This window comes from Microvirga sp. HS2 (genome assembly GCF_055792805.1).
On record NZ_JBVVAJ010000051.1, the window covers coordinates 1 to 25,113 of the forward strand.

Below are 25,113 nucleotides of genomic sequence, written 5' to 3' on the forward strand. Positions count from 1 at the left end.
ACATCAGGGCCAGCGGTTATGACATACCGCGCACAAAGGCCGGAGACATGACTGCACCCGCCCCGCTAGGCCCAAACGTCATCAACAATCACATTGCCAAACGGGCGCCATCCAGACATGACGGTGCCCTGTAGACTGCCGAGGTCAATGCAACGGAGCCAGAAAGATCGGCGTTAGCAGTGAGGATCAGTCGCTCTACTCGTTCAGCCACTCGTTCCAGGACCGTGCGAGCAAGAGCGAGTGGCACCACTTGGTGAAGCCGCTTATGGGCACGCCGATTCGGCCCCCGCTACTGCGAAGAAAGCCCTGATGACACGCCGCGATTGCTCACTTTTGAGCGCAGCCAGATAATCGGTGCTGTAAATGTTCGAGCCCTTCAGTGACAAGGCGCGGATCCGGGTAGAGGCCTGGGCCTCACGCTCCCAGACAATGCCGATGCCAAGATTTGCGGCGACCGCTGCGATGACCGCTTCCCTGCTGCCAAGATGTAGAACGTATCTCGGTCGAATGCCCGCTGCTGCGAGCCCCTCGTCCACCCGGGCTTGGGTGTTGGATCCCTCTTCCCGCGCAACTATGGGTACATCAGCCAATTCACTAACGGAAACCGAGCTTCGGTCCCTCCACGGGTGGGAATCTCCCACAATGACTACCGGCAGATGATGCTGAATAGGTACTGCATGAACCCGGGGATCGTCGGCGATGCCGGGCAGCACCGCAAGATCCACACGGCCTTCGAGGAGTTGCTTGCGGACAATTTGCGTGTTGCCCATGGACACGCTCAGATCGACATCCGGATAGAGTGCCTGGAATCGAGCAACGAGCGGCAGCGTAATGTGAGGACCGTCAAAGGCAAGGGTAAGCCGGCTCTCGGACAGGCTCATATTGGCGGCGAGGACCTCCGCGATATGCTCCTCAAGACGAATGAACTGTCGGGTCAGCTCAAAGAGTTCCTGCCCAGCCTGGGTCAGACGTACCGAGCGTCCTGACCTGTCCAACAGCCTCACGCTATAAGCCTGCTCCAAAGCCCGAACCTGCATGGACAGGGCCGGCTGCGAGAGGCGCAGCGCATCCGCCGCCTTGATGAAGCTCCCAGCCATCGCGACTGCATCGAAGGCCCGGATTTGGGTATAAAGCACTGGCTCCTCCGCATGTATAAGTCCAATTTATACACGCGTATCATAATTTATTTGTTCTTATACAGCCAGCCCATACTCTCGTTACCAATGATCTGCTGTAGAGGCGAAGGTAATAGGATGTTGCGGTCGCACCCTCAAACCGAAGACAACCCTAGGAACGGCGCGGAGGCAGCGTCTGCATTGGCTGACCAGCATCGCGAGGAGAGTATACAGTGCCTCGCTGCGCTCGTCGGTATCCGGAGCCTTACCGGCGAGGAGGGGAGAGCGCAGGAGCACATCGCCGAGATCCTTCGCCAACTTGGAGCCGAGGTAACGGTGGAGGAGCCCGATATCGGGGCCATGTTCGCACACTTTCCCAATATTGCTCAGTATCCAACACACTGGCAGCATGACCTGATCCTCCCATACGACGTGCTTCCAACCTATGAGGCTCTACGGGAAAGCGGTCTCGAGACTGTCCTCAATTATTGCGAACGCCCTAATGTAGTCGGACTATTCAAGGGAGCGGGGGGCGGGCGCTCGCTGATCCTCAATGGTCATGTCGACACTGTGACGGTAGAGCCGGCTGAGGACTGGACCCGAGATCCATTTGGAGCCGAGATCGCGGACGGACGGATGTATGGCCGCGGAACTTCCGATATGAAGGGCGGGCTGGTCGCTGCTCTCATGGCACTGAAGTACCTCAAGCTTGCTCGAGTGAGGCTGGCGGGTGACGTCATCTTCCAAAGCGTCGTCAATGAGGAGCATGCTGGAAATGGCACGCTCGATCTCGTTCGTCGTGGCTGGCGAGCCGATGGTGCCATTGTGCTCGAACCGACGAACAACACGGTCGCTGTCGAGCATCCCGGCGGACTCTATTGGCAAATAACCGTGCCGGGCCGACAGCGCTCTCCGGGCGCACGCTGGAACGCGGGCCAGCAGGACGGAGTAAGCGCGATCGAGAAGGTTCCGGCGATCGTTGAAGGATTGCTGGCGTTGGAGCGGTCCTACAATGCGGAGATCGGCGATCGCGAGGGCCCAGCACCGTTCTCACTCGTGATCGGGAAGATTGCCGGTGGGCATTATGAGACGGCGACCGCGAGCGAGGTCCTCATTAAGGGAAGTGCCTATTTCGCACCCTCCGTCGGCGACGTCACCGCCGTCATGACAGCGTTCCGCAGAGCGGTGGATGACGTGAATCGTGGCGACTCATTTCTGTCTCAGACGCCGGCGCTTTTGTCCTTCCTCCACCATGACGACGGTGTGCTCCAGTCCACCAGCATTGACGCGGCCCAGGAGATGGTCCGGGTCTTGCAGCGGCATGGCGAGGATGGGATGGTCAGGCCTGGATCATTCTGCTGCGATATGCGCCACTTGGTGAATCAGGGGGGAATCCCTGCGATCATCTTCGGGCCAGGCACAATCGCTCAGGCGCACAAGCCGGACGAGCACATCAACATTGCAGAGTATCTCGCCTCAATCAACCATCTGATCGAGTTCATCTGTACGTGGTGCGGCGAGGCACCATAAGGGCCCGCCGGTGCGGGAGACCTCTTGCGGGGAACGAGGACGAAGGAGGGCTAGATGTTCGGAAATGTACTGAAGACATTGGTTTGTATTGCCGTTGGGAGTATCGCAGGTATCGGTGCGGCGTCGGGGCAAGAGCCGGTGAAAGGCGGCACGCTGACCTACGTATTCCATCCGGAGCCAGCAGCCCTATCAACGATCGTCACGACGGCAGTTCCGGTGTCAATCGTATCGACGAAGATTTACGAAAGCCTCCTGGCCTATGAGGGGCCGGATCTGAAACCAGTCGCCAGCCTCGCGGAATCCTGGACAGTATCCGATAACGGGCGAACCTATACATTTCGTCTCCGGGGCGGCGTCAAATGGCATGACGGGAAACCCTTCTCATCTGCCGATGTGAAATTCACCATCGAACAGATCGTTAGGCCCTATCACTCCCGAGGGAAGACATATTTCGGCGATGTCGAAGCAATCGAGGCGCCTGATCCCCTGACGGTCATCTTCAGGCTGAAGGCGCCCCTTCCATATTTCCTCAAGGCTTTTCAGCCGAGCGATACGCCGGTTATGCCACAGCACAAATTCGAGGGTGTTGACATGTCCTCGGCATCCGCCGTGCGTCAGGCGGAGGTCATGACACGGCCGGTCGGGACAGGACCATTCCGCTTCAAGGAATGGTCGCGAGGCAGTCATATCATCCTTGAGCGCAATCCCGAATACTGGCGCGAAGGGCGGCCCTATCTCGATCAATTGGTCCTGCGCGTCATACCCGACGGTGCAGCGCGCGCCATTGCGATGGAAAATGGGGAGGTGGACCTCGCGCCGATGAACGCGCTGCCCGAGGCGGAAATACAGCGCTTGGCCAGCCAGCCGCATTTGGAGCTGTCGACAAAAGGCGCTGAGGGGCTGGGCCCGATCATGTGGCTTGAACTTAACCTGCGCACCGAGCCGCTCGGAGACAAGAGAGTTCGTCAGGCGCTGAGCATGGCACTCGATCGCTCCAAGATTGCCGACGTAATCTGGTACAGTTTCGGCAAGCCCGCCACCGGGCCCATCGTGAGCACCAACCAGACATTATATAATGTCGCGCTCAAGTCGTACGAATACAATCCGAAGAAGGCGGCAGCCTTGCTAGACGAGGCAGGCTTCAAGCAGGGACCCGATCGTGTCCGGTTCCGTCTGACGCAGTATTTCCTGCCCTATGGCGAGAACTGGGTCCGTTTTGCTGAATATGTCAAACAGGAGTGGGGGAAGATCGGCGTCCAAGTCGAGACCAAAAGTGCGGATCTCGGCGGCTGGTTGAAGGCAGTTTACGGGGAATGGAGCTACGATGTCTCGAGTTCCTTCACCCACAACTATTCCGACCCGAGCATCGGCGTGGAACGTTCGTTCACCTCTTACAACATCAAACCGGGCGCTTCGTTCACTAACTCGATGGGCTACAAAAATGATCGGGTGGACGAACTGTTCCGCGCTTCGGCGCGTGAGATGGATCTCGAGAAGCGCAGGTCGCAGCTCGCAGAAATCCAGCAGATCCTCCATGACGAGCAGCCCGTCTTATTTCTTCTTGAGATGCATTACGCTCATATCTTCAACAAGAAAGTGCATGGACTGATCACGAACGGTATCTCGATGTATTCGAGCTGGGATTCAGTCTGGAAAACGAAGTAATCTAGTCATCCGATATGCTGATCAATATCGGCGGTGTAGGCGCCGCCCATACGAGAGGAAGGTGAAAGAGGTGTCTGGGAGCCTGTCCTTCATAGCCATTCGCTTCGGCCAGACCATACCTGTCGTCTTTGCGATCGCAGCGCTCAACTTCCTGCTGCTGCAACTGGCGCCCGGTGATGCCGCCGACATCATCGCGGGCAGCACTGGGCATGCCACGGTTGAGTCCGTCGCACAGCTGAAAGAGGCGTTCGGGCTCGACAAACCGCTCCACGAGCAGTTCTTCATCTATATCGGTCGCCTGATGACCTTCGATCTTGGGGTCTCCTTCAGCGAGAACCGACCGGTGATTGACATTATTCTCGAACGTCTCGTTCCGACCCTCATCCTGATGCTGAGCGCGATCACCATTGCCGTACTGGTTGGAATGCTCCTAGGCATCTGTGCAGCCATTCGGCACCGTAGCTGGTTCGATACGCTGTTCTCGGTCCTAGCCCTAGTCATCTACGCCACCCCGCAGTTCTGGCTCGGGCTGATGCTGATCGTCTTCTTCTCCATCACGCTGGGGATCCTGCCATCCGGAGGAATGCGCACGATCGGTGCCGAGTTCGGCCCGTTGGCCTCCATCCTAGACGTGCTTCACCATCTGGTCCTGCCAGCGCTCACGCTGGGCCTGTTCTACGTTGCGGTCTATACAAGGGTGATGCGAACGAGCATGCTGGAGGTCATGACGCTCGATTACGTCACGACCGCCCGCGCCAAGGGACTTTCGGAGATGCGCATCGCCTTCACCCATGCGGCGCGCAATGCGCTTCTGCCGGTGGTGACGCTGGTCGGAGTCCAGATCGGGCATCTGCTCGGCGGCTCCATCCTGGTCGAAACAGTATTCGGCTGGCCAGGTCTCGGCCGACTTGTGCTGGATTCATTGCTCCAGCGCGACCTAAATCTGCTCCTGGGAATCCTCTTCGCATCCTCCGTTGTCGTCGTGTTCACCAATCTCTTAGTTGACATCTTCTACGGTATCCTCGACCCGCGTCTGGTGCAGCGATGATGGGGCCCGCGGATTTCTGGAGGCGATACCGACGCAATCGCGGCGCTGTCGCGGGTCTCTTCGTTCTCTTTGTGATAGTGCTCGCCGCCGTGTTCGGGCCGATGCTTTATGCTGCCGATCCGTTCGATATGGCCGGGCGACCGTCGATGCCGCCATCCGATCGGTTCCCACTCGGCACCGATGTGTCGGGACGCGACATCTTGGCGGGCCTTCTACATGGAGCGCGCGTGTCGCTCCTAGTCGGGATAATCGCGAGCCTTGCGGCAACGATCTTAGGGGTGCTGGTCGGCGCACTTGCAGGATCCAGGGGGGCCTTGCTCGATGCAATCTTGATGCGAATAACGGACTTCTTCCTGACCATTCCGTCGTTCGTGCTCGCCGTCGTCATCGTGGCGATTACGTCCCCTTCAGTGGCAACCATTACCTTCGCCATAATGCTGGTGTCTTGGCCATCAGTTGCGCGGCTAGCGCGCGGAGAGTTCATCAGCCAACGCAATCGGGAGTATGTCCAGGCCTGTCGAGCGATGGGCATGGGCAGCGCGGAGATCATACTCCGGCAGATTCTCCCAAATGCGCTGCCGCCTGTCGTCATCGTGTCTTCGCTTATGGTCGCGACAGCTATCCTAACGGAAGCAGGTCTGTCGTTTCTTGGTCTGGGTGATCCGAACATCATGTCCTGGGGCTATATGATCGGCGTCGGGCGGACCGTTCTGCGGACGGCTTGGTGGATGTCAGCCATCCCCGGCGTCACCATCCTGATCACCGTATTAAGTATCAATCTGGTCGGAGAGGGTCTCAATGAGGCGCTGAATCCGCGCATGAGGCAGCGATGAGAGAACTCTTGCATGTGGAGGGACTGCAGGTAGCCTTCGACACGTCGCGCGGCCCTGTTTATGCCGTGAACGGCGTGAGTTTCAGTGTCCGCGAGGGTGAAACGGTCGCCCTGGTTGGCGAATCCGGCTCGGGCAAGAGCTCGGCCGCACTGGCGCTGCTCCGACTGATCCCGAGAGCTGTCGGATGCGTATCGGGGAAGGTCATGTTCCAGGGGCGGGACCTTCTTGCTCTTGACGAGCGTCAACTCCGGACGGTTCGCGGCGCCGGAATCGGCATGATCTTCCAGGACCCGATGATGGCGCTCAATCCAGTATACAGGATCGGTCGTCAGATTGCCGAGCCGCTGATGCTCCACGAGCGGGTCCCGGCGAGCGAAGCAATGGACCGTGCGATCGAACTTCTCCGCACCGTCGGCGTGCCCGCACCGGCGGAGAGGGTACGGCAGTATCCGCACAATCTATCGGGAGGAATGCGGCAGCGCGTCATGATCGCGATGGCGCTCGCCTGCCGGCCTACCCTGCTGATCGCGGATGAGCCCACGACCGCGCTCGACGTGACCGTCCAGGCTCAGGTGCTGGGGCTGATCAATGAGCTCAAGTCTGAGTTCGGCATGGCCGTCCTGCTGATCACGCATGATCTCGGCGTCGTATCCGAGGTCGCCGACCGCGTCGTGGTAATGTATGCGGGCCGGAAGGTTGAGGAGGGGCCCGTGGCTGATGTCTTCCACAAACCCTTGCATCCCTACACGGCGGGCCTCCTCGACGCATCCGACTGGTCGGCCGACGGCAGTCGTCTCAGGGAGATCGCGGGCTCCGTAACATCGCCGCACGAGGTTTCACCAGGCTGTGCGTTCGCGCCCCGCTGCCATCTCGCAGAGGGGCGTTGCCGGTCTCAGTTCCCTCGCGAGAGAGCATTCCCGGCCTCACGCGCCGTTTCCTGCCTCGTTACCGGAGATGCTGCACATTGATGGTCTCGTCACAGCCGATCTTGGAGGCCGAGGGCCTCAGTAAACGGTATGAGCTCGGCGGCCTGCTCGCTCGCAAGCCGCGGGTGGTCGATGCTTTAAGCCACGTGTCTCTCAAACTCTATCCCGGTGAAACGCTGGCCATAGTCGGCGAGTCGGGGTGCGGTAAGAGTACGTTGGCACGCTGTTTGATGTGGCTCTCCGAGCCGACAGAGGGAACTGTCCGCCTCCGAGGCCAGAGCGCGCAGGAAATGCTGGTGAAGGACCCGCTGCGGTATCGCCGCTCTGTCCAGATCGTGTTCCAAGATCCTTACGCGAGTTTGAACCCACGCCGCACGATCGGTGAGAGTATCGAGGACCCGCTTCGGGTTCACAGACAAGGCACGCGCAGCGAACGCCGGGAGCGAATTGTCGAACTCCTGAACCAAGTTGGGCTTTCGGCGGACTTCGCAAGCAGATACCCTCACGAGCTATCGGGTGGGCAGCGCCAGCGTGTTGCCATTGCCCGATCCCTTGCGCCTCGCCCGGATGTCATTATCTGCGACGAAGCAGTCTCAGCGCTCGACGTATCCGTCCAGGCCCAGATCATCAACCTGCTGAAGGACGTCCAAGCAGCGAGCGGCGTAGCTTACATCTTTATTACCCACAATCTCCATCTCGTGCGCCGTATCGCCGATCGGGTTCTCGTGATGTACCTCGGGCAAGTGGTCGAGGAATGCGACACGCTCCAGATGCAGAGCGGCTTCGCCCATCCGTATTCCAAGGCATTGTTTGCTGCCGCGCCACGTATTCGTCGTGACGGCGAGCACCATCCGTGCGGCGGGAAGCCTCTGCAGCTTTTGGGAGAGGTGCCAAGCCCAATTGACCTACCCTCCGGCTGCCGGTTCCGATCGCGGTGCCCGATCAGGCGCGAAGCGTGCGCAGTAGAGACGCCCAGCCTCGCGGCCGTCGGCGGGCGCATGGTTCGCTGCATGTTCGTCGAAGGTGCCTTGGCGGACCCGAGCCAAGAGTTCGACAGCAGGGTGGCATATGGGTCGGATGCGCGGGCCTCGTATCGTTTGTCGGTCTATCCAGGACGTTCCGGTCCGGGAAACTTCCCCGAAACGGGACTTGCCCGAAACAAATCAGCTCCAGGTAATAGGATGCCTAAATCAGAACACAGTTCAATTGACCAAGCAGCGCTCGGCGTGTTTGTTAATACTGCGGGCGGCGAGTTCTCGCTCCACCTCGACTTCGCCAAGATCGATAAATACAAGGCAGTCCATGGAACCGATGCGTTTGTTGAGCAGGCTATTCGCTATGTAGAGGACGCGTGCCGGCGATTTGATCTTGCTGATGATGTGGATCTTTGGGTTGCAGCCATCAAGAATCATCAGAACGATAGCAGGAGTTCGTAAGCCATTTTCTGATACAACGCGGAGAATCTGCAGAGATTGCTGCTTATTGTAGGATAGATCAGTTCTTGTCAGCCTTTCCGGCGGCACCCGCAAGCCTACTGAGCATAACGTCCAAAGCCCAAGGCTTCCGATGTTGGTCTTCGGCACACTCCTTACGCCTGATTGCGTTACGGACAGCGATTGATCCCGCATAGCGAATAGGCTCTGGCGGGAAATATCCCATCGGACCGTGTGAAATCGGTGATCGCGTCCATTCGTTGTCCCGATTGAGCACCAACGACATGAGGATCTTGCCCCCGAGATAGCTTGGACCAACTCCATTCCCCGAATAGCCCAGCCCGTAGACGATATCAGGGTGATCGTCTAAGCGGCCGAAGAACGGCAAACCGGTCACGGAACGGTCCGAAGGGCCATTCCAACTTGCAGCAATAGGAACACCGGTGAAGGACGGGAAGAACTCGAGCAGGCGCTCCCCTAGCACAGACGAGTAGGGCGACGGCTTGTCGAAGACCGGCAGAATTCTTCCTCCAAAGGAAAAGGTATTTCCGCCTTTCCCAAGCATGATGCGGCCATCCTCGGTCGTTCGGTAGTAGTGCACGAAGATTCGGGAATCCAGCACCGCGATGCCACTCGTCAGCCCGATTGCGCTGAGAAGGTCTGGCCGGGGTTCCGTGATAATCATATCGCTCGAAACGATCACGACAGTTCGCTCGAACTCCCGGAACTGCCGGGCCATCCAGGCATTAATCGCCACAACCACTTTTTCAGCTCGGACGGCACCATTCGCCGTCTCGACAATTGGAGGGCGTCCTCGATCGAGGCGGCACATGGAAGTGCGTTCGTACAGCCGCACTCCCATCTCAAGAGCAACCCGCCGCAATCCCCTCACGAGCAGGCCGGGCTGCACCGTGGCAGCGATTGGCGAATAGATGCCGGCAAGATGCTTCGCCGAGCCCGCATACTTTGTGACCTCGGCTGGTGCAAGGCGCTCGAAAGAGCATATGCCGCGGGTCTCGAGCGCAGAAATAACTGCATCCGTTGATCCGACCTGCGCCGGGGATGTAGCGGTGTAAAGAGTTCCGTCACGTCGAAACTCAGCGTCGATGCCGTGAGCAAGGCAGAATGCCTCAATCTCGTTGATGGCATTCTCGCTCTCCCTAACCAGACGGACTGCCTCCTGTTCACCGAACAGGCGCTGCAGCGTAAGAAACTTCGTTGACCAGCTCAGCACGCATCCGCCGTTGCGCCCACTCGCTCCGGCTCCGCAGATATCTGCTTCCACGATGACGACATTGAGATCGGGCTGGGACTGCTTCAACTGTATTGCAGTCCACAGACCTGTGAACCCGCCCCCAACGATGCAGACGTCTGCGAATGTTTCTCCCACCAGCGGGGGCTCGGAACCGACCTCTCGTGATAATGCTTGATCAAGCCAGAATGGTCTCACCGCAATATTCCTGCGCCATTGGAGAAAGGTCTTGAGAAAGCCCCGATGACTTGCCGACGGAGCAGTTGCCAAGACCATTAAGCCGCAACCGCCCGACTGACGGGTGCGTTGCTTAACAGACTGCGGCGTGCCCAACGAAGATTCACAAGGCTCAGTCCACGCGCAAGGCGCAGTTGGGTTTATTGTAAATACGTTGCATGGAACACCCACTCGATTCACGGTGGCTCGTTCTTGACAATCTATATGTGATCTATTGTGGCATTATGTTGGTTATTCTGTCGAGCCCTAATTTACTATTCAGGGGATCACAACTTGGAACACGCACCACGCTACTGGTGAACCCAACCCATCTCTCAGGCGGAACCACCAGGCAGATGTCTAAACGCCTCCGCTACTTGTTGGTAAACCGCACGCTTGAACGGAACGACAAGTGCGACGATCCGTTCGAGGTGTTCCCAGCGCCACCGGTCAAACTCAGGCTCGCCACCCCCGTGATCGGATGTAACGTCCACCTCCGCGTCATTGCCGGTAAAGCCCATGGCAATCCATTTCTGTTGCTGGCCTCGAAACCGCGCGAGCTTGTGCGGAGGTCCCGCATAGGGTGGGAAGTCATACGTGAGCCAGCCTGGCACTTCAGTAATATACTCTGCATTCGTAACACAGGTCTCCTCCCAGAGCTCCCTTCTGGCTGCGTCAAGCGGATCCTCGCCAGGGTCAATTCCCCCTTGCGGCATTTGCCACTCGTGGCCCGGCATGATGATTTCCGGACCATCATCACGCAGGCGCCGAGCCATAAGGACCTGCCCTCGCCGGTTGAAGAGGGCGATGCCGACATTGGGGCGGTAGGGGAGGGTATTGCCTGCCATAGACGATTCCAGCATAAGACCAAGCAAACTATCACATCTTGCAACATCCGCTTACCAAAGGCAAAGTACGGACATGGTCGTGATCACTCCGCTGCAAGCCAAGCCGCTGGCTCATTTCCGTCATGATGAAATCCTGAGGCGCGTTGCTGCGACCGGCGCTGTCGGTGTGAGTGAACTTGCGGATTTTTTCAGCGTATCACGCGAGACCATCCGGCGGGATCTAAAATTGCTCGCGGACCAGGGCCGCCTCGACATCGTTCATGGTGGAGCCGCTCGGCGTGAGGCCAAGGAACCAGCCCTCGACCTGCGTGCCTCCGAGAACGCAGAGGGCAAGGAGGCGATCGGGCGAACGGCGGCTACCCTTGTCGAAGACGGAATGGTCGTCCTGATCGACTCAGGGACAACGACACTGGCTTTGGCGCACGCCTTGGGCGGGAAGCGCGACCTCACGATTTGTACCAATAGCCTCGCCATCGCGCAGCTCCTTTGCCGAAGCCCGGGCATGCGCATCCACGTGCTCGGTGGCGAACTCGACCCTAACGAGGAAGCCACGACCGGGATTGATGTCCTAGAGGCCATCAGCCGCTTCCGCGTTGACTTGGCGTTCATCGGCGGCGGCGGCTTGTCACCGGATGGTGAAGTAACTGAGTACACCCGGGTTGGCGCCGAACAGCGCGCACGCATGATCGCGGCGGCAAGCTCCGCCTATTTCCTTGTCGACCACACCAAGTTCGGCCGTCTCACCCCCATTCGGATTCCGGAGTTTCATAAGGCCGCAGGCCTTATCGTTGACACTCCACCACCCGGAGCGATTGGTGAGGCTTTGATCAAGAGAGGACCGAAGCTGATTGTGGCGGAGCCACGCTAATGTGAGGTTCTGCTATTCTCGCGAGTCCGTTCCGCGGTTACGCGAGCCCTCCCGTCGAAGCTGTCCTGTATCCTCCCAAACTGAAGTGCCCGCTTGTCGGCCCAAGTCTCCGTAGTCCTTTCATGGCCCAACCTGTCGACATTGACCCGCTAGTATTTACGGCTGTACTCGCTGCGGCGGCAATGCACGCCGGATGGAATGCGCTGCTGAAACTACGGCTCGAGCCGTTCTTGGCCATGGCCCTCATCACGACAGGCGCGGGCGTGGTCGGACTTCCTTTCCTTCTGATCTTTGGCTGGCCGCGCGCGGCCGCCTGGCCATGGCTCATCGGCTCTGTTGCACTGCATCTTGCTTACTACTGTGGGCTCACGGAGGCTTATCGCCGAGCCGATATGGGTCAAATTTATCCGATCGCCCGCGGCACCGCCCCGCTGCTGACGGTATCAGCCTCCCTCGTGTTTCTTGGAGAACCGATCGGGATCGTAGCTACGGGCGGAGCTGCGGTTCTGGCAATTGGTGTCATTCTCATATCCCTGCGGGGCGGCCATCACCACCTCGCCCCCCTTGATCCTGGTGCGCTCGCCTTTGCCCTGCTCACGTCACTTGCTATATCGGGATACACGCTCGTGGACGGGATTGGTGCGCGGGTGGCCGGAGACGCCCACGCATATTCCGCCAGCCTGTTTGTCATCGACGGCATCAGCATGGGACTTTTCGCGGTGTGGCGGAGGGGGAGGGCGGCGTTCACCGCGACATGGTGGTTCGCGGCGCCGGCGCTTGCAGGCGGCGCAATGTCGCTCTTTGCCTATTGGATCGCAATATGGGCAATGACGGTCGCGCCAATCGGGCTAGTCGGGGCACTCCGTGAGACCAGCGTCCTCTTCGCGGTGCTGATTTCTACCCTTGTTCTCAAGGAGCCGCTGACGCAAGGCCGCGTGATCGGGGCTGCTCTGATCTTGGCTGGTGTGATCCTGATCCGAGTTCAGTGAGCCAATGGTGTCAGGCCCTGACGTAGCTTGGCATTCTGTCTCCTGAGCCGGGTTTCCGCCAGCTCTCCCTCGGCTTCGAGGAGCGGATAGGCCGTCGCGGTCAGATGGCCATGGATCCGCTTCAAGTCGCGAATGATATCGATGTGAATCGCGCTCGTCTCGAGCGTCTCCGGCCGGCCATCCTTCAGGCGGACGAAGTGGTTCTCCGTGGCGTCGCGCTCGGCCGCACGCATCGCGCTCTTGTCTGCGAACAGACGACGGGCCAAGCCCACGTCCCGCGTCGCGAAGACATTGAAGGAAAGCCGCATGGTTTCCGTCACTCGCGTGTGGAATGCCCGGATTTCCTGGAGCCCCTCAGGAGAGAAGGAGAGTTGCTTCCTGATCTTCTTTGTGGCCAGCTCCGCGAGATTCTTGTCGATGATATCGCCAATGTGCTCGAGGTTGGTCGTGAAGGTCAGGATTTCGACGAAACGGCGACTCTCCCCGTCGGACATCTCAGATTTCGAGGCCTCGACGAGATAAAGTTTGATGGCCTCGTATAGGCGGTCGATGGCGTCGTCCGCTTTCTCAATTTCCTTCACCAGCTTTGGATCGTTGCCTTCGATCGCAGGGAGCACGTCGCGCAGCATGGCTGCGACCTGATCGCCCATTCTCAGACTTTCGCGCAGGGCGCAGGCGAGAGCCTCGGTGGGGGTATCCAGCACGCTCGGCTCGAGATGGCGCGGCTGGCCCTCGTCGCTGGGGCTGGCAGGCTCGGCCCCCCAGCGCTCCAGCAGCTTGGCAAGCACTCCGACCATAGGAAGGCCGATCAGGGCCACACCCACGTTGAAAGCCGTGTGGAAGGCGACCACGCTACGGGCAGGATCTTGGACGAAGGCGCTCATCTGCTCAGCGAAGAAACCTACCAGAGGCAGGGTCGCCAAACCGACGCCGCCGCGCATGAGGAGGTTGCCGAGCGGCACACGCCGTGCTGCCGGCGGCGAGCCAGAGAGTGCCACCCACGGCGCGAACGCTCCTCCGATGTTCGCACCGAGAACAAGCGTGAGCGCCACCGGAACCGGCACGACCCCGCTGCCCGCGAGCGACATCACGAAGAGCACGATGGCAAGACTCGAATGCGCCGCCCAGGTCAGCAGGGCCGCAATACCGAGGGCGATGACGGGCTCTCCGCCCACGGCCTCAAGGACAACCCGCATAGTGGGAGCTCCGCGCAGGACCGCCGCTGCGCCGCTCAGTTCCTGGAGGGCGAGAAGGAGCAATCCAAGGCCGATGATCGCACGTCCAGCCCCGCGCCCGTTCTCTCGGCTGGTGAAGAGCCCAAACCCGACAGCGACGAGGACCGCCCAGAGCCATTTGATATCGAAAGCCAGAAGCTGCGCTGCGAGAGTCGAGCCGATGTCGGCACCCAGCATGACGGCAAGCGCGGCGGGCAAAGCGATGATCCCGCGTCCGGCAAAGGAGCCAATAATCAGCGCCGTGGCCGTGCTGGACTGCAGCAGCGTGGTAGCCGCAAGGCCACTTGCGAATGCGGCGCCCCTGTTTCGTGAGGATAGAGCCACAAGCCGACGGAGTTCCGCTCCAAAGGCGCGGCTGACGCCTGTGCGTACCATGCGTACACCCCACAGGAGCAGGGCCACGCTTCCAATCAGTTGAATGAGCATCCGAGTCGCGTCCATGTCATAGAACTAGCGTCTCTGCTCACCGTTGGAAAGTGGCAATTTGTTGCTAAATGAGATATTTTGCGGCAGTCCCCTGCAGGGTTGTCATGTTGGCAACGCTACAAGGTCCAGAAAGCTGCGGACGAGGGGAATGCGCCGCCGCTCCTCAAGGCAAACAATGTACTCGTCGACCGTGAGATCAGCGTCCTCAATTCTCACCGCCTTCATCGCCGTGTCGTTCCCGAATTCGCTCTCGAAAATGATGCCGATGCCAAAACCAGAGGCTACGGCTTCGCGAACCGCCTCTCGCGTCTGAACCTCGACAAGCGCCCCAGGGCGAATGTTTGCCTCCGCAAGGCGCATTTCGAAGACCTCACGCGTGATCGACCCGCGCTCCCGGATGACGAGTTCACGGCCGTCGAGTTCTTGCATCAGGACACGATGGCGGTGCGCCCAAGGATGGCTCTGCGGCACAAAGAGAACCAGCTTATCCGTACGCAGATGAAGACTGTGTATACGGGGGTCGGACGTGCGCTTCGCCATGACAGCGACATCGGAATCATAATCCAGGATGTGCTGAAGCACGTCGGACGAATTGCCCACCTGAAGCGAAAACGTCAGGCCCGGGCGTCGCCTGCGAAGTTCAGCCAGCAACGGCATCACGTGAGTGGCGCTGTCTGCGGCAACTCTCAGGTGCTCGCGGCCGGAGGCCCGCGTGCCAGCGAGAAGGGCTTGGGCCTCTTCCTCCGCGGCGAAGAGGCGGGTCGTGATGGCAAAGAGGCTCTGCCCCAAGGGTGTCAGCGTGACCCCGCGGCCACGCCGGTTGAGAAGACTAATGCCATGAGCTGCCTCAAGGGCGCGCACTTGCGATGACAACGTTGGCTGACTGATGCCACCCGTGTAGGCCGCGCGCGTGAAGCTGCCAGCCTGGGCCACCAAATGGAAAGCGCGTAACAGCGTTAGGTTCACGATCTAGCCTCCGCTGCTTCAGATATAGATCCAATCTATACCGTATATCCAGAGGAAATATTGGACCAATAACAGGAGCAGGATTTAGCCTCGGTTCATCGAAAGCAGACAAGAAGGCACTGCGGTATGTCACAGCCCAAATTTACACCCGCCATGTCCGAAACGGGGGACCCCCTTCTCCTGACGCCAGGTCCCTTAACTACCTCCAAAACGGTAAAAGAGGTCATGGTCCACGATTGGGGGTCGCGCGATGCAGCTTTTCTCAAGATCAACCAAACCGTCCTTGAGCGCCTGCCGGAGATCATCAATGGTAAAGGAGACTTTGTGACGGTCCCCATGCAGGGCTCAGGCACCTTTGCGGTCGAGGCGATGTTGACCACCTTCGTGCCGCCTCATGGAAAGGTACTAGTCCTCATCAATGGTGCCTATGGCCATCGGGCCAAGCGCATTCTCGATATCGCAAGTCGGGGCACGTTGGTTCATGAAACGGCCGAGGATACACCTCCCGATCTCGACACTGTCGATCAGATCCTGCAGGCAAATCCGGAGATCACTCACGTCTTCGCGGTGCACTGCGAGACGACAAGCGGCATCCGCAATCCGATCGAAGAAATCGCAAAGCTCGTTGCCCGGCACAACAAACGCCTTCTCATCGACGCCATGAGCGCCTTCGGCGCTCTGCCGCTCGATGCGCAGACGACACCTTGTGATGCTGTTGCGGCCTCGTCAAACAAATGTATCGAAGGAATACCAGGGCTTGGCTTCGTTCTCTGTCGGACGACGGCTCTGGCCGAGACGAAGGGCAACGCGACAACGCTCGTCCTCGATCTGCATGATCAGTGGCAGGGTTTCGAGAAAACTGGCCAATACCGCTTCACCCCACCCATTCATGTCATTGTTTCCTTCCACCAGGCTCTTGAGGAATTCTGGGCAGAAGGAGGAGTAAGAGGTCGCGGCCAGCGCTATGCCGACAACGGCAGGGTGTTGATTGACGGGATGCGCGAGCTCGGCTTCGAGACGCTGCTTCCCGATGTCCTACAGGCACCGATCATCATCACCTTCCACATGCCGACCGATCCTGCCTTCGTGTTCCAGCGTTTCTATGATGGCCTCAAGGATCGCGGATTTGTCATTTACCCCGGCAAGCTGACGGTAGCGAACTCCTTCCGCATTGGGTGCATCGGACGACTCTACCCAAAGGACATGCGAGCTGCTCTCAACGCCGTGCGCGAGGTGCTCAACGAACTAGGCGTCAGCCTTCCCACAGCGAAGGCCGCTTGAGGAGAAATACCAATGAATATCCAACGTGTGATTGGTCGCGAGGTCGTTGCAAACGGCCGGACATACCGCATGCCACGGGTGCCGACCGTTGTCGTCTGCATTGATGGATCGGAGCCTGGCTATATCGAGTGCGCGATTGCCAGAGGGCTTGCGCCGAACCTCGATCGGCTCATGAAAACCGGCTCGAACCTATTGGCTTCGTCTGTCATCCCGAGCTTCACCAATCCCAATAACATCTCCATCATTACCGGCGCACCACCTGCCGTGCATGGGATTGCCGGCAACTACTTCTACGACACCGCAGCCGATCAGGAAGTGATGATGAACGACGCCCGCTTCATGCGGGCCGACACCATCATGAAGGCGTTCCATGATGCCGGCGCAAGGGTGGCCGTTGTGACTGCCAAGGACAAGTTGCGCACGCTCCTCGGAAAAGGGCTTGACCCAAGCACCGGCCGAGCGGTTGCGTTCTCCTCCGAGAAGGCTGATAAGGCCACAAAGGCAGAAAATGGCATAGGCGATGTTCTCGACTACGTCGGCAAGCCCCTGCCTGAGGTCTATTCCGCTGATTTGTCAGAATTCGTCTTTGCTGCAGGCGTAAGACTGCTGCAGACCTTCCGCCCTGACGTCATGTACCTGTCGACCACAGACTACATCCAGCACAAGGCCGCACCTGACTCGGAGATCGCCAACGCATTCTATGCTATGCTTGACCGCTACGTCGGTCAGCTCGACGAACTTGGCTGTGTCCTGGCTCTAACTGCTGATCACGGCATGAACGACAAATATCGCCCCAATGGCGAGCCGGATGTCATCTACCTTCAGGACTGGTTCGACAAGACATTTGGAAGCGGAGCAGCGCGGGTAATTCTCCCGATCACAGACCCTTATGTCGCCCATCATGGCGCGCTCGGATCTTTTGCGACGGTTTACCTCCCCACTGGAACCGATGTTCGCGCCACGCTCAATGATCTCTCAAGCGTAGAAGGCATAGAACTGGCCATCGAACGGGACGAGGCCTGTCAGCGCTTCGAGCTGCCGCCAGACCGGATTGGTGACATTGTTGTCATTTCAACGCGTCACAAGGTTCTCGGAACAAGCCGCGAGCGGCACGACCTTTCCGGCCTGACCGAGCCGCTCCGCTCCCATGGCGGCCTAACGGAGCAGGTGGTGCCCATGATCGTGAACCGTAAGATCGAGGCCACTTCGCCACGCCTGCGCAACTTCGATGTCTTCGACGTGGCGCTCAATCTGGTACATTGAAGGAGAAGGCCATGAACGCACCCGTCCGATCCACCATCCGTCATGAGACTATGCGCATAGCCGGCAAGGCAGTGACGACCGATGATGTGCTGGAGGTCCATAATCCTTATACGAATGAAGTTGTGGGAACCGTTCCAGCCGCCCGGCCCGAACATGTCCGCAGCGCCTTCGCTCAAGCCCGTGCTTTCAAATCGAAGTTAACTCGCTATGAGCGTCAGCAGATTCTCCAGCGCACGGCTGAGATCTTGCGCGATCGCAAGGAGGAGTTCGCTCAGCTGATCACAGCGGAGTCGGGACTGTGCTGGAAGGACTCGCTCTACGAAGCCAGCAGAGCCTACGACGTCTGGTCTTTCGCAGCGCAACTTACAATCAAGGACGATGGTGAGATTTACTCCTGCGACATCAGCCCGAACGGCAAAAGCCGCAAGATCTACACGACCCGTGTTCCGTTGTCTGGAGTGATCTCGGCCATCACACCATTCAACCACCCGCTCAACATGGTGTCGCACAAGATCGCTCCTGCGATCGCAACCAACAATCGGATGGTGCTAAAACCAACGGAGCTCACACCATTAACGGCCCTTGCGTTGGCCGACGTGCTCTACGAAGCTGGCCTGCCGCCGGAAATGCTCTCCGTCGTAACCGGCAATCCCTCGACCATGGGAGATTCAATGATTACGGATCCCGATGCGGATCTCGTCACCTTCACCGGCTCTGTGCGTGTGGGCAAATACATCGCCGAGAAAGCAGGCTACAAGCGGATCGTCCTTGAGCTCGGCGGCAACGATCCCCTCATCGTCATGGATGATGCGGATCTCGACAAGGCTGCTGAACTCGCAGTGCAAGGCGCCACGAAGAATTCCGGCCAGCGCTGCACCGCTGTCAAGCGCATCTTGGTCGTGGAGAAGGTGGCCGACGCCTTCGTCGAGAAGGTCTTGGCCAAGGCGAAGAAGCTCAAGGCCGGCAATCCGATGGACCCCGAGACCGATGTCGGAACGGTCATCAACGAGCGTTCTGCCCGGCTTTTCGAGCAGCGTGTCACCGAAGCGGTTGAGAAGGGCGCGGTCCTTCTTCACGGCAATGACCGGCAGGGCGCTCTCTTCCCGCCGACGGTCGTCGACCATGTCCCATATGATTGTGAACTCGTTCACGAAGAGACATTCGGCCCGGTTATCCCGATCATCCGGTGTCCAAATGATATCGACGAGGTCATCCGCATCTCCAACTCGACAGCCTACGGCCTGTCATCGGGCGTGTGCACGAACCGCCTCGACCACATCACGCGCTTCGTTAGCGATCTTGAGGTAGGGACTGTCAATATCTGGGAGGTACCAGGCTATCGGATCGAAATGTCACCTTTCGGCGGCATCAAGGACTCGGGCCTTGGCTACAAGGAAGGGGTTGTCGAAGCCATGAAGAGCTTCACCAATGTGAAGACCTACTCCTTGCCGTGGCCGGCATGATACCGATTAAAATTGGTCGATCTCGCAATGTAAGTAAAGAGGAGTGTAAGATCAGACTGCAACAAATCTTTCAGTACAAGTAGGTAGTAAGTAAATACCAGAGGGAAACAAATGAAGCTTCTTCTTACCACTTGTTTAGCGGCAGCAATCATCTCTGGCCTTGGCGCAAGCGCTGAGGCCCAGCAGAGGAGGCCGCTCACAATTTACACGGCGTTTGAGAACGATCAGCTTGCTCCATTCAAGCAAGCGATCGAGACTGCGGTTCCAGATGTCGAGGTCGTCTGGGTCCGTGATTCCACCGGCGTGATCACCGCTCGGTTCCTTGCAGAGAAGGAAAATCCCCGGGCTGATATTGTCATGGGAATCGCGGCAACAAGCCTTATCCTCTTCGAGACCGCAAGCCTTCTCGAAAGCTATTCGCCAGCTGGAGCTGGTTCGCTGAAACCTGCATTCCAGGACAGCAAGGATCCCAAGACCTGGATCGGCATGGAAGCCTTTCTCGGCGCAATCTGTCACAATACGGTCGAGGCAAAAAAGGAGGGCATCAAGACGCCGTCCTCATGGAAAGATCTCACGGCCCCTGAGTTCAAGGGGAAGATCGTTATGCCTCATCCAGCTTCCTCCGGCACAGGGTACCTGATGGTTGCCGCTTGGTTGCAGATGATGGGTGAGGAGCAAGGTTGGAAGTTCATGGACGCCCTCCATGACAACATCGCGGTCTACACCCATTCGGGTTCGGCACCCTGTGTCCAGGCGGCTCGCGGTGAGCGGGTCACTGGGATTGCCATCGACATGCGGGCTGCGAGCGAAAAGACCAAGGGCGCGCCGATCGAGGTTATCATCCCGGAGGAGGGAACTGGCTGGGACTTTGAAGCGGCAGCCATCGTCAAAGGCAGCAAGAATCTTGATGCCGCAAAGAAAGTCTTGGATTGGGCTGCGACCAAGAAGGCCAACGAGCTCTACGCAAAGTACTACGCGGTCGTAGCCTATCCGGGTGTCCAGAACGCACCTCGGAACTATCCGGCTCATGCCGAGGAAAGGATGGTCAAGAACGACTTCGATTGGATGGCGCAGAATCGCGAGCGAATCCTGGCGGAGTGGTCGAAACGATACGACTCGAAGTCCGCGGCTAAGAATTGAACCACTGCTGACAGGCCTCGCATCTGCACCGCGCCTGATGCGAGGCCTCCACGATCAGAACAGGATCAGGTTAGGTTCATCCAATGAGAGACATCGCATCTACTTCAAATGGCCCGGGTTTTGAACGCGGTGCATTGCCGCCGTATCTCCGGATTCGGGATCTCACGAAGCAGTACGGCAGCTTTACCGCGTTGAGGAATATCAACCTCGATGTCCAACGCGGCGAATTCATATGCTTCCTTGGGCCGTCTGGCTGCGGCAAAACCACTTTGCTCCGTGCCATTGCAGGCCTGGATCAACAGGATGGGGGCCGGATCGAAATGGGCGGACGAGATGTTTCGCATGCTCCACCCGCGGAGCGCGACTTCGGGATCGTCTTCCAATCTTATGCTTTGTTTCCGAATCTGACTATCGCCGCGAATGTAGGCTACGGACTCGTGAACCGGCGCCAACCAGCGGCCGACATTAAGCGTCGTGTGGATGAGCTTTTGGCGCTCGTCGGTCTGCCCGATCAAGGTACAAAGTATCCGGTCCAGCTTTCGGGCGGGCAACAACAGCGTGTTGCGCTCGCACGAGCCCTTGCGACCTCTCCCAACCTCCTCCTCCTCGACGAGCCGCTCTCCGCTCTTGATGCGAAGGTCAGAGTCAGGCTCCGGGAGGAGATCCGCAATCTCCAGAAGCGTCTTGGCGTCACAACCATCATGGTGACTCATGATCAGGAAGAGGCGCTGACGATGGCGGACCGCATCGTTGTCATGAACCACGGCCTTATTGAGCAGATTGGAACGCCATCGGAGGTGTATCGTGCTCCGACGACAGCTTTTGTTGCTGATTTTGTTGGGAGCATGAGCTTTCTTAAAGCCAAAGTCGGCCGACCCGGAACGGTCAGAACTGGCGCTCTGGACCTCAACTACAACAGCACGCAACCTATTCCAGCTGGGACTTCGGTCACGCTTGGCCTTAGACCGGAAGAGATTCGGGTCCGGGGGGTTCAACCGAGCGATGCGAATGCCTTCCCGGTTCAGGTCGAAAGTATCGAGTTCCTGGGATCATTCTGCCGCGCGCGTCTTAAGCCAGAGTCCCAGGCCGGTGGGGCGCTGGTCGCTGACTTTTCAGCCAATCTGATGCGCGACCTCAATGTCACGCAGGGACAGAGGATCCTGGTTGCGCTTCCGCCGGAGTCGCTACGCGTATTCGTAGACAGCAAACAGGGATGAGCTCATGAGCCAGGTCGCCCTTCAAACCACAACGAGTGAAGTGAGCCCACGGGTGCGGCGGAGCATCAACGAGGATCAGGTTGCTACTGGCCTCATCGCCGTCATTGGTGTTACCCTGATATTGATCATCGCGCTGCCACTGTGGGCGCTCCTTTCCAAGAGCTTTCAGGGTGCGGATGGATCCTTCGTAGGCCTCTCTAATTATCGAACTTATTTCACCACCCCGACGCTCGTCTCTTCGCTCTTCAACAGTGTTTGGGTTGCAGCGCTCTCAACGACGATCGTGATACCACTTGCCTTTGGCTATGCCTATGCGTTGACCCGCAGCCAGGTGCGAATGAAGGGGCTCTTCTACGCTGCGGCTATGCTGCCGATCTTTGCTCCCTCTCTCCTTTCGGCAATCTCTCTCCTTTATATCTTCGGAAACCAGGGCTTCCTCAAGCATGTCCTAATGGGTGCATCGATCTACGGACCGATCGGCGTTGTCGTCGCGGAGGTTTTGTATTGCTTTCCGCATGCTGTGCTCATTCTGGTGACGGCCCTTGCCTTGGCCGATGGGCGGTTGTACGAGGCTGCGGCAGTCCTCGGAACACCGCGCACGCGAGTCTTTTGGACGGTAACACTTCCTGGTGTGCGATACGGCCTTATCAGCGCAGCGTTCGTCGTATTCACGCTCGTCATTACGGACTTTGGCATTCCCAAAGTCATTGGTGGACAGTTCAGTGTTCTGGCGACCGATGCCTACAAGCAGGTGGTGGGCCAGCAGAATTTCTCAATGGGCGCTGTGGTCGGCATGCTTCTCCTAGTGCCTGCGGTTCTTGCCTTCATTGTCGATCGGCGCGTGCAGCGCCACCAAGTAGCCCTGCTCTCCGCCCGGGCGGTACCCTATGTCCCCAAGCCGCATCGCAGTTCGGATGCAGCCTTTACACTCTATTGTGTTGTGGTTGGTGGCTGTATCGTTTCGACATATGGTGTCGCCGCCTGGGCATCCTTTATCCAGTATTGGCCCTATAACCTGTCTCTGACATTAGAGAATTACGCTTTTGACAATGTCGACACGAGCGGATGGTGGCCCTACCTGAATTCCCTTACAATGGCTACGGCTGCGGCCGTGATCGGGACAGCGCTTGTCTTCACAGGTGCGTACCTCCTTGAGAAGGTGAAGGCGTTCCCAGGTGGCCGAGCCTTTGTCCAGCTTCTCGCGATGCTGCCGATGGCAGTTCCGGGACTGGTCCTTGGACTCGGTTATGTCTTCTTTTTCAATGCCACCTGGAACCCTCTCAACGTGCTTTATGGGACGCTGGCGGTGCTCGTTATTAACACCATCGCACATTTTTATACGGTGGCGCACATCACCGCCGTGACAGCACTGAAGCAGATTGACGGCGAGTTCGAGGCTGTCTCCGCTTCTCTGAAGGTGCCATTCTGGCGGACCTTTCGCCGAGTTACGGTACCGATCTGTATGCCGGCGATTCTGGACATCATGGTCTATATGTTCGTCAATGCCCTTACGACAGTCTCCGCCGTCATCTTCCTCTACGGAGCGGATACAAAGCTGGCCTCTATCGCAGTTGTGCATATGGATGAGGCGGGCGCGATGGCGTCTGCCGCTGCAATGGCAACGATCATTATGGCAACAGCGATCCTTGTGAAGTTGCTGCATCTTCTCCTGAACCGCCTCGTTTTTGGACGGCTTCAGGCTTGGCGACAGCGATAGGAAACTTCGGAGCAATGAGTATGTTGAGCCTCCACGCCACCGAGCCTATCCACCGCGTCAGTGAGTCAGAGGGTGATACTAATCTCACTAATCGTCGGCGTACTTGGCAGGTGAGTGCCCTCGATGACAAATCACGCGCGCTTCTCGCCCGGGATGAGAAGAGCTTCTTGCGCCAGTCGGTTTCCACGCCATGCCTCAACGCTATTGCCAAGGCAGAAGGCATATGGATCGAAGACATCGCTGGCCAGCGGTACATGGACTTCCATGGCAACAATGTTCATCATATCGGCTACGGCCATCCCCGCCTGAAGGCCGCGATTGCTCGCCAGATGGATGAGTTGCCTTTTGCACCCAGGCGTTACGCCTGCGAACCTGCGGTGCTGTTGGCAGAGAAGCTTGGGTCCATCGCGCCAGGTAGCCTTTCTAAGGTGTTGTTCACAACCGGAGGCTCCGACGCAGTCGAGGTGGCGGTCAAGATCGCACGCACCGCTACAGGCCGATTCAAGACGTTGTCGTTCTGGGACGCGTTCCATGGTGCTGGCTTTGGGGCAGCGAGCCTTTCCGGCGAGGCACTCTTCCGGTCCGGGCCAGCGGCGCCCGTTGTCGCTGGGGCGCAGCATGTGGCTCCGTTCGGATGCTATCGTTGCCCCTATGGTCATTCAACGGACGCGAATGGGCATCCCAATCTCGATCATTGCCGCATGGCCTGCGCTGCGATGGTGGATTACGTGCTGTCTCGCGAGGGCGACGTCGCGGCTGTTATCGCCGAGCCGGCCCGCGCGGTGCCGTACACGCCTCCTCCAGGTTACTGGCGCGCTGTCAAGGAGGCTTGTGCCCGTCACGGTGCACTTCTGATCTTCGATGAGATCCCGACTGGATTGGGTAAGACCGGCCGGATGTTCGCGTGCGAGCATGACGAGGTCGTCCCCGACATTCTGGTGATGGGCAAGGGTCTTGGTGGCGGTATCCTGCCGATCGCAGCCGTTATCACCCGGTCCGAGCTGGATCTTGGCGCAAATTATGCCTTTGGACACTATACCCATGAAAAAAATCCTGTGACCACACGAGCAGCTCTCACTACGATCGAGATCATTGAGGATGAGGGGCTCGTCGAGAATGCTGCCCGTGTTGGAGACATGGCTCTCGAACGTCTGCTCGAGATGAAGCGGCGGCTGCCCAATATTGGGGATGTACGGGGGCGAGGCCTCCTCCTCGGAATCGAAATTGTGAAGTCCCAACAGGACAAAGAACCTGCTTCTGACCTTGCCGAGGAGATCCTCTACCGCGCCCTTGATCGCGGTCTGTCGTTCAAGACCACAATGGGTAACGTACTGACCCTCACACCCCCTCTTATTACGACAGAGTCCCAGATGCTCCGCGCCCTCGATATTTTGGAAGAGGCGATTGCTGGATGTGGAGCCCGTAACTAAGGCTCGTCCAATCTAGCTGACAAACGAGAAGTCGTCACGAGTGCCGTTAAGCGGGAACCATGCTGACCAGTTCTAAAGACACTTTATTGCTCCTTAGACTTGATCCAAGGGATGAAAGTGGATGGCTCCGGGAGAAGCGCCATGGAAGAGAAGATCTACGACGTCCCGTCCGAATGGACCCACCGCGCCTATCTGGACGCTGCCGGCTATCGCGCGAAATACGAGGCTTCGGTGAAGAACCCGGACGCCTTC

At 58.5% G+C, this 25,113-nt stretch carries 20 protein-coding genes; 15 read left to right on the forward strand and 5 right to left on the reverse strand.

The window, feature by feature from the left end; translation table 11 throughout:
• Positions 1–263 precede the first annotated feature (263 nt).
• Positions 264–1,136, reverse strand: coding sequence for a LysR substrate-binding domain-containing protein (locus tag ACS5Q0_RS25375; RefSeq protein WP_473129432.1), 873 nt, complete (start codon positions 1,134–1,136; stop codon positions 264–266).
• Positions 1,137–1,451: 315 nt separating this feature from the next.
• On the opposite strand from ACS5Q0_RS25375, the gene ACS5Q0_RS25380 reads away from it, so the two are divergent.
• The 6 genes from ACS5Q0_RS25380 (at position 1,452) to ACS5Q0_RS25405 (ending at position 8,553) form a co-directional block, all read left to right on the forward strand.
• Positions 1,452–2,645 carry a M20/M25/M40 family metallo-hydrolase gene (locus tag ACS5Q0_RS25380; RefSeq protein ID WP_473129433.1) on the forward strand — a complete coding sequence of 398 codons (1,194 nt, stop codon included), beginning with the start codon at positions 1,452–1,454 and terminating at the stop codon, positions 2,643–2,645.
• Positions 2,646–2,699: 54 nt separating this feature from the next.
• Positions 2,700–4,310 carry an ABC transporter substrate-binding protein gene (locus ACS5Q0_RS25385; RefSeq protein ID WP_473129434.1) on the forward strand — a complete coding sequence of 537 codons (1,611 nt, stop codon included), beginning with the start codon at positions 2,700–2,702 and terminating at the stop codon, positions 4,308–4,310.
• Between the two features lie 61 nt (positions 4,311–4,371).
• Entirely contained in the window at positions 4,372–5,358 is a 987-nt protein-coding gene (locus ACS5Q0_RS25390) for an ABC transporter permease (RefSeq protein ID WP_473129435.1), read from the forward strand.
• Positions 5,358–6,191 (forward strand): ABC transporter permease, encoded by an 834-nt coding sequence (locus ACS5Q0_RS25395; RefSeq protein ID WP_473129449.1) that lies wholly within the window; start codon positions 5,358–5,360, stop codon positions 6,189–6,191. Before ACS5Q0_RS25390 ends, ACS5Q0_RS25395 begins: the two co-directional genes overlap by 1 nt.
• Positions 6,188–7,159 (forward strand): ABC transporter ATP-binding protein, encoded by a 972-nt coding sequence (locus ACS5Q0_RS25400; RefSeq protein ID WP_473129436.1) that lies wholly within the window; start codon positions 6,188–6,190, stop codon positions 7,157–7,159. The genes ACS5Q0_RS25395 and ACS5Q0_RS25400 overlap by 4 nt, the downstream gene beginning before the upstream one ends.
• Positions 7,159–8,553: an ABC transporter ATP-binding protein gene (locus ACS5Q0_RS25405; RefSeq protein WP_473129437.1), complete on the forward strand. Its 1,395-nt coding sequence runs from the start codon at positions 7,159–7,161 to the stop codon at positions 8,551–8,553. Before ACS5Q0_RS25400 ends, ACS5Q0_RS25405 begins: the two co-directional genes overlap by 1 nt.
• Before the next feature lie 58 nt (positions 8,554–8,611).
• Here the strand turns inward: ACS5Q0_RS25405 and ACS5Q0_RS25410 are convergent, their stop codons facing one another.
• The gene (locus ACS5Q0_RS25410) at positions 8,612–10,078 is read right to left on the reverse strand and encodes an FAD-dependent oxidoreductase (RefSeq protein WP_473129450.1); all 1,467 of its coding nucleotides are present in this window, start codon (positions 10,076–10,078) and stop codon (positions 8,612–8,614) included.
• A 275-nt stretch (positions 10,079–10,353) separates the two neighbouring features.
• On the reverse strand, positions 10,354–10,866 hold the full coding sequence (locus ACS5Q0_RS25415; protein ID WP_473129438.1) for an RNA pyrophosphohydrolase: 513 nt from the start codon (positions 10,864–10,866) through the stop codon (positions 10,354–10,356).
• Positions 10,867–10,939: 73 nt separating this feature from the next.
• Here ACS5Q0_RS25415 and ACS5Q0_RS25420 point away from each other — a divergent pair, with 73 nt between their 5' ends.
• On the forward strand, positions 10,940–11,734 hold the full coding sequence (locus tag ACS5Q0_RS25420) for a DeoR/GlpR family DNA-binding transcription regulator (protein WP_473129439.1): 795 nt from the start codon (positions 10,940–10,942) through the stop codon (positions 11,732–11,734).
• Between the two features lie 122 nt (positions 11,735–11,856).
• The gene (locus ACS5Q0_RS25425) at positions 11,857–12,723 is read left to right on the forward strand and encodes an EamA family transporter (protein ID WP_473129440.1); all 867 of its coding nucleotides are present in this window, start codon (positions 11,857–11,859) and stop codon (positions 12,721–12,723) included.
• Here ACS5Q0_RS25425 and ACS5Q0_RS25430 read toward each other — a convergent pair.
• Both ACS5Q0_RS25430 and ACS5Q0_RS25435 read right to left on the reverse strand, forming a co-directional pair.
• A complete protein-coding gene (locus tag ACS5Q0_RS25430; protein ID WP_473129441.1) occupies positions 12,717–14,399 on the reverse strand; it encodes a Na/Pi cotransporter family protein in 1,683 nt (560 codons plus the stop codon). The genes ACS5Q0_RS25425 and ACS5Q0_RS25430 overlap by 7 nt on opposite strands.
• Before the next feature lie 87 nt (positions 14,400–14,486).
• On the reverse strand, positions 14,487–15,350 hold the full coding sequence (locus ACS5Q0_RS25435) for a LysR substrate-binding domain-containing protein (RefSeq protein ID WP_473129442.1): 864 nt from the start codon (positions 15,348–15,350) through the stop codon (positions 14,487–14,489).
• Between the two features lie 153 nt (positions 15,351–15,503).
• On the opposite strand from ACS5Q0_RS25435, the gene ACS5Q0_RS25440 reads away from it, so the two are divergent.
• From ACS5Q0_RS25440 to pbfA, 7 genes are all read left to right on the forward strand, one after another.
• Positions 15,504–16,631, forward strand: coding sequence for a 2-aminoethylphosphonate--pyruvate transaminase (locus tag ACS5Q0_RS25440; RefSeq protein ID WP_473129451.1), 1,128 nt, complete (start codon positions 15,504–15,506; stop codon positions 16,629–16,631).
• A gap of 12 nt (positions 16,632–16,643) precedes the next feature.
• Positions 16,644–17,894 carry a phosphonoacetate hydrolase gene (gene phnA / locus ACS5Q0_RS25445; protein WP_473129443.1) on the forward strand — a complete coding sequence of 417 codons (1,251 nt, stop codon included), beginning with the start codon at positions 16,644–16,646 and terminating at the stop codon, positions 17,892–17,894.
• An 11-nt stretch (positions 17,895–17,905) separates the two neighbouring features.
• On the forward strand, positions 17,906–19,357 hold the full coding sequence (phnY, locus tag ACS5Q0_RS25450; protein ID WP_473129444.1) for a phosphonoacetaldehyde dehydrogenase: 1,452 nt from the start codon (positions 17,906–17,908) through the stop codon (positions 19,355–19,357).
• Positions 19,358–19,468: 111 nt separating this feature from the next.
• Positions 19,469–20,497, forward strand: coding sequence for a putative 2-aminoethylphosphonate ABC transporter substrate-binding protein (locus ACS5Q0_RS25455; RefSeq protein WP_473129445.1), 1,029 nt, complete (start codon positions 19,469–19,471; stop codon positions 20,495–20,497).
• 83 nt (positions 20,498–20,580) lie between these two features.
• On the forward strand, positions 20,581–21,714 hold the full coding sequence (locus ACS5Q0_RS25460) for a putative 2-aminoethylphosphonate ABC transporter ATP-binding protein (protein ID WP_473129446.1): 1,134 nt from the start codon (positions 20,581–20,583) through the stop codon (positions 21,712–21,714).
• A gap of 4 nt (positions 21,715–21,718) precedes the next feature.
• Positions 21,719–23,431 carry a putative 2-aminoethylphosphonate ABC transporter permease subunit gene (locus ACS5Q0_RS25465; RefSeq protein ID WP_473129447.1) on the forward strand — a complete coding sequence of 571 codons (1,713 nt, stop codon included), beginning with the start codon at positions 21,719–21,721 and terminating at the stop codon, positions 23,429–23,431.
• 20 nt (positions 23,432–23,451) lie between these two features.
• Positions 23,452–24,861: a (R)-1-hydroxy-2-aminoethylphosphonate ammonia-lyase gene (gene pbfA / locus ACS5Q0_RS25470; RefSeq protein ID WP_473129448.1), complete on the forward strand. Its 1,410-nt coding sequence runs from the start codon at positions 23,452–23,454 to the stop codon at positions 24,859–24,861.
• Positions 24,862–25,113: the final 252 nt, after the last annotated feature.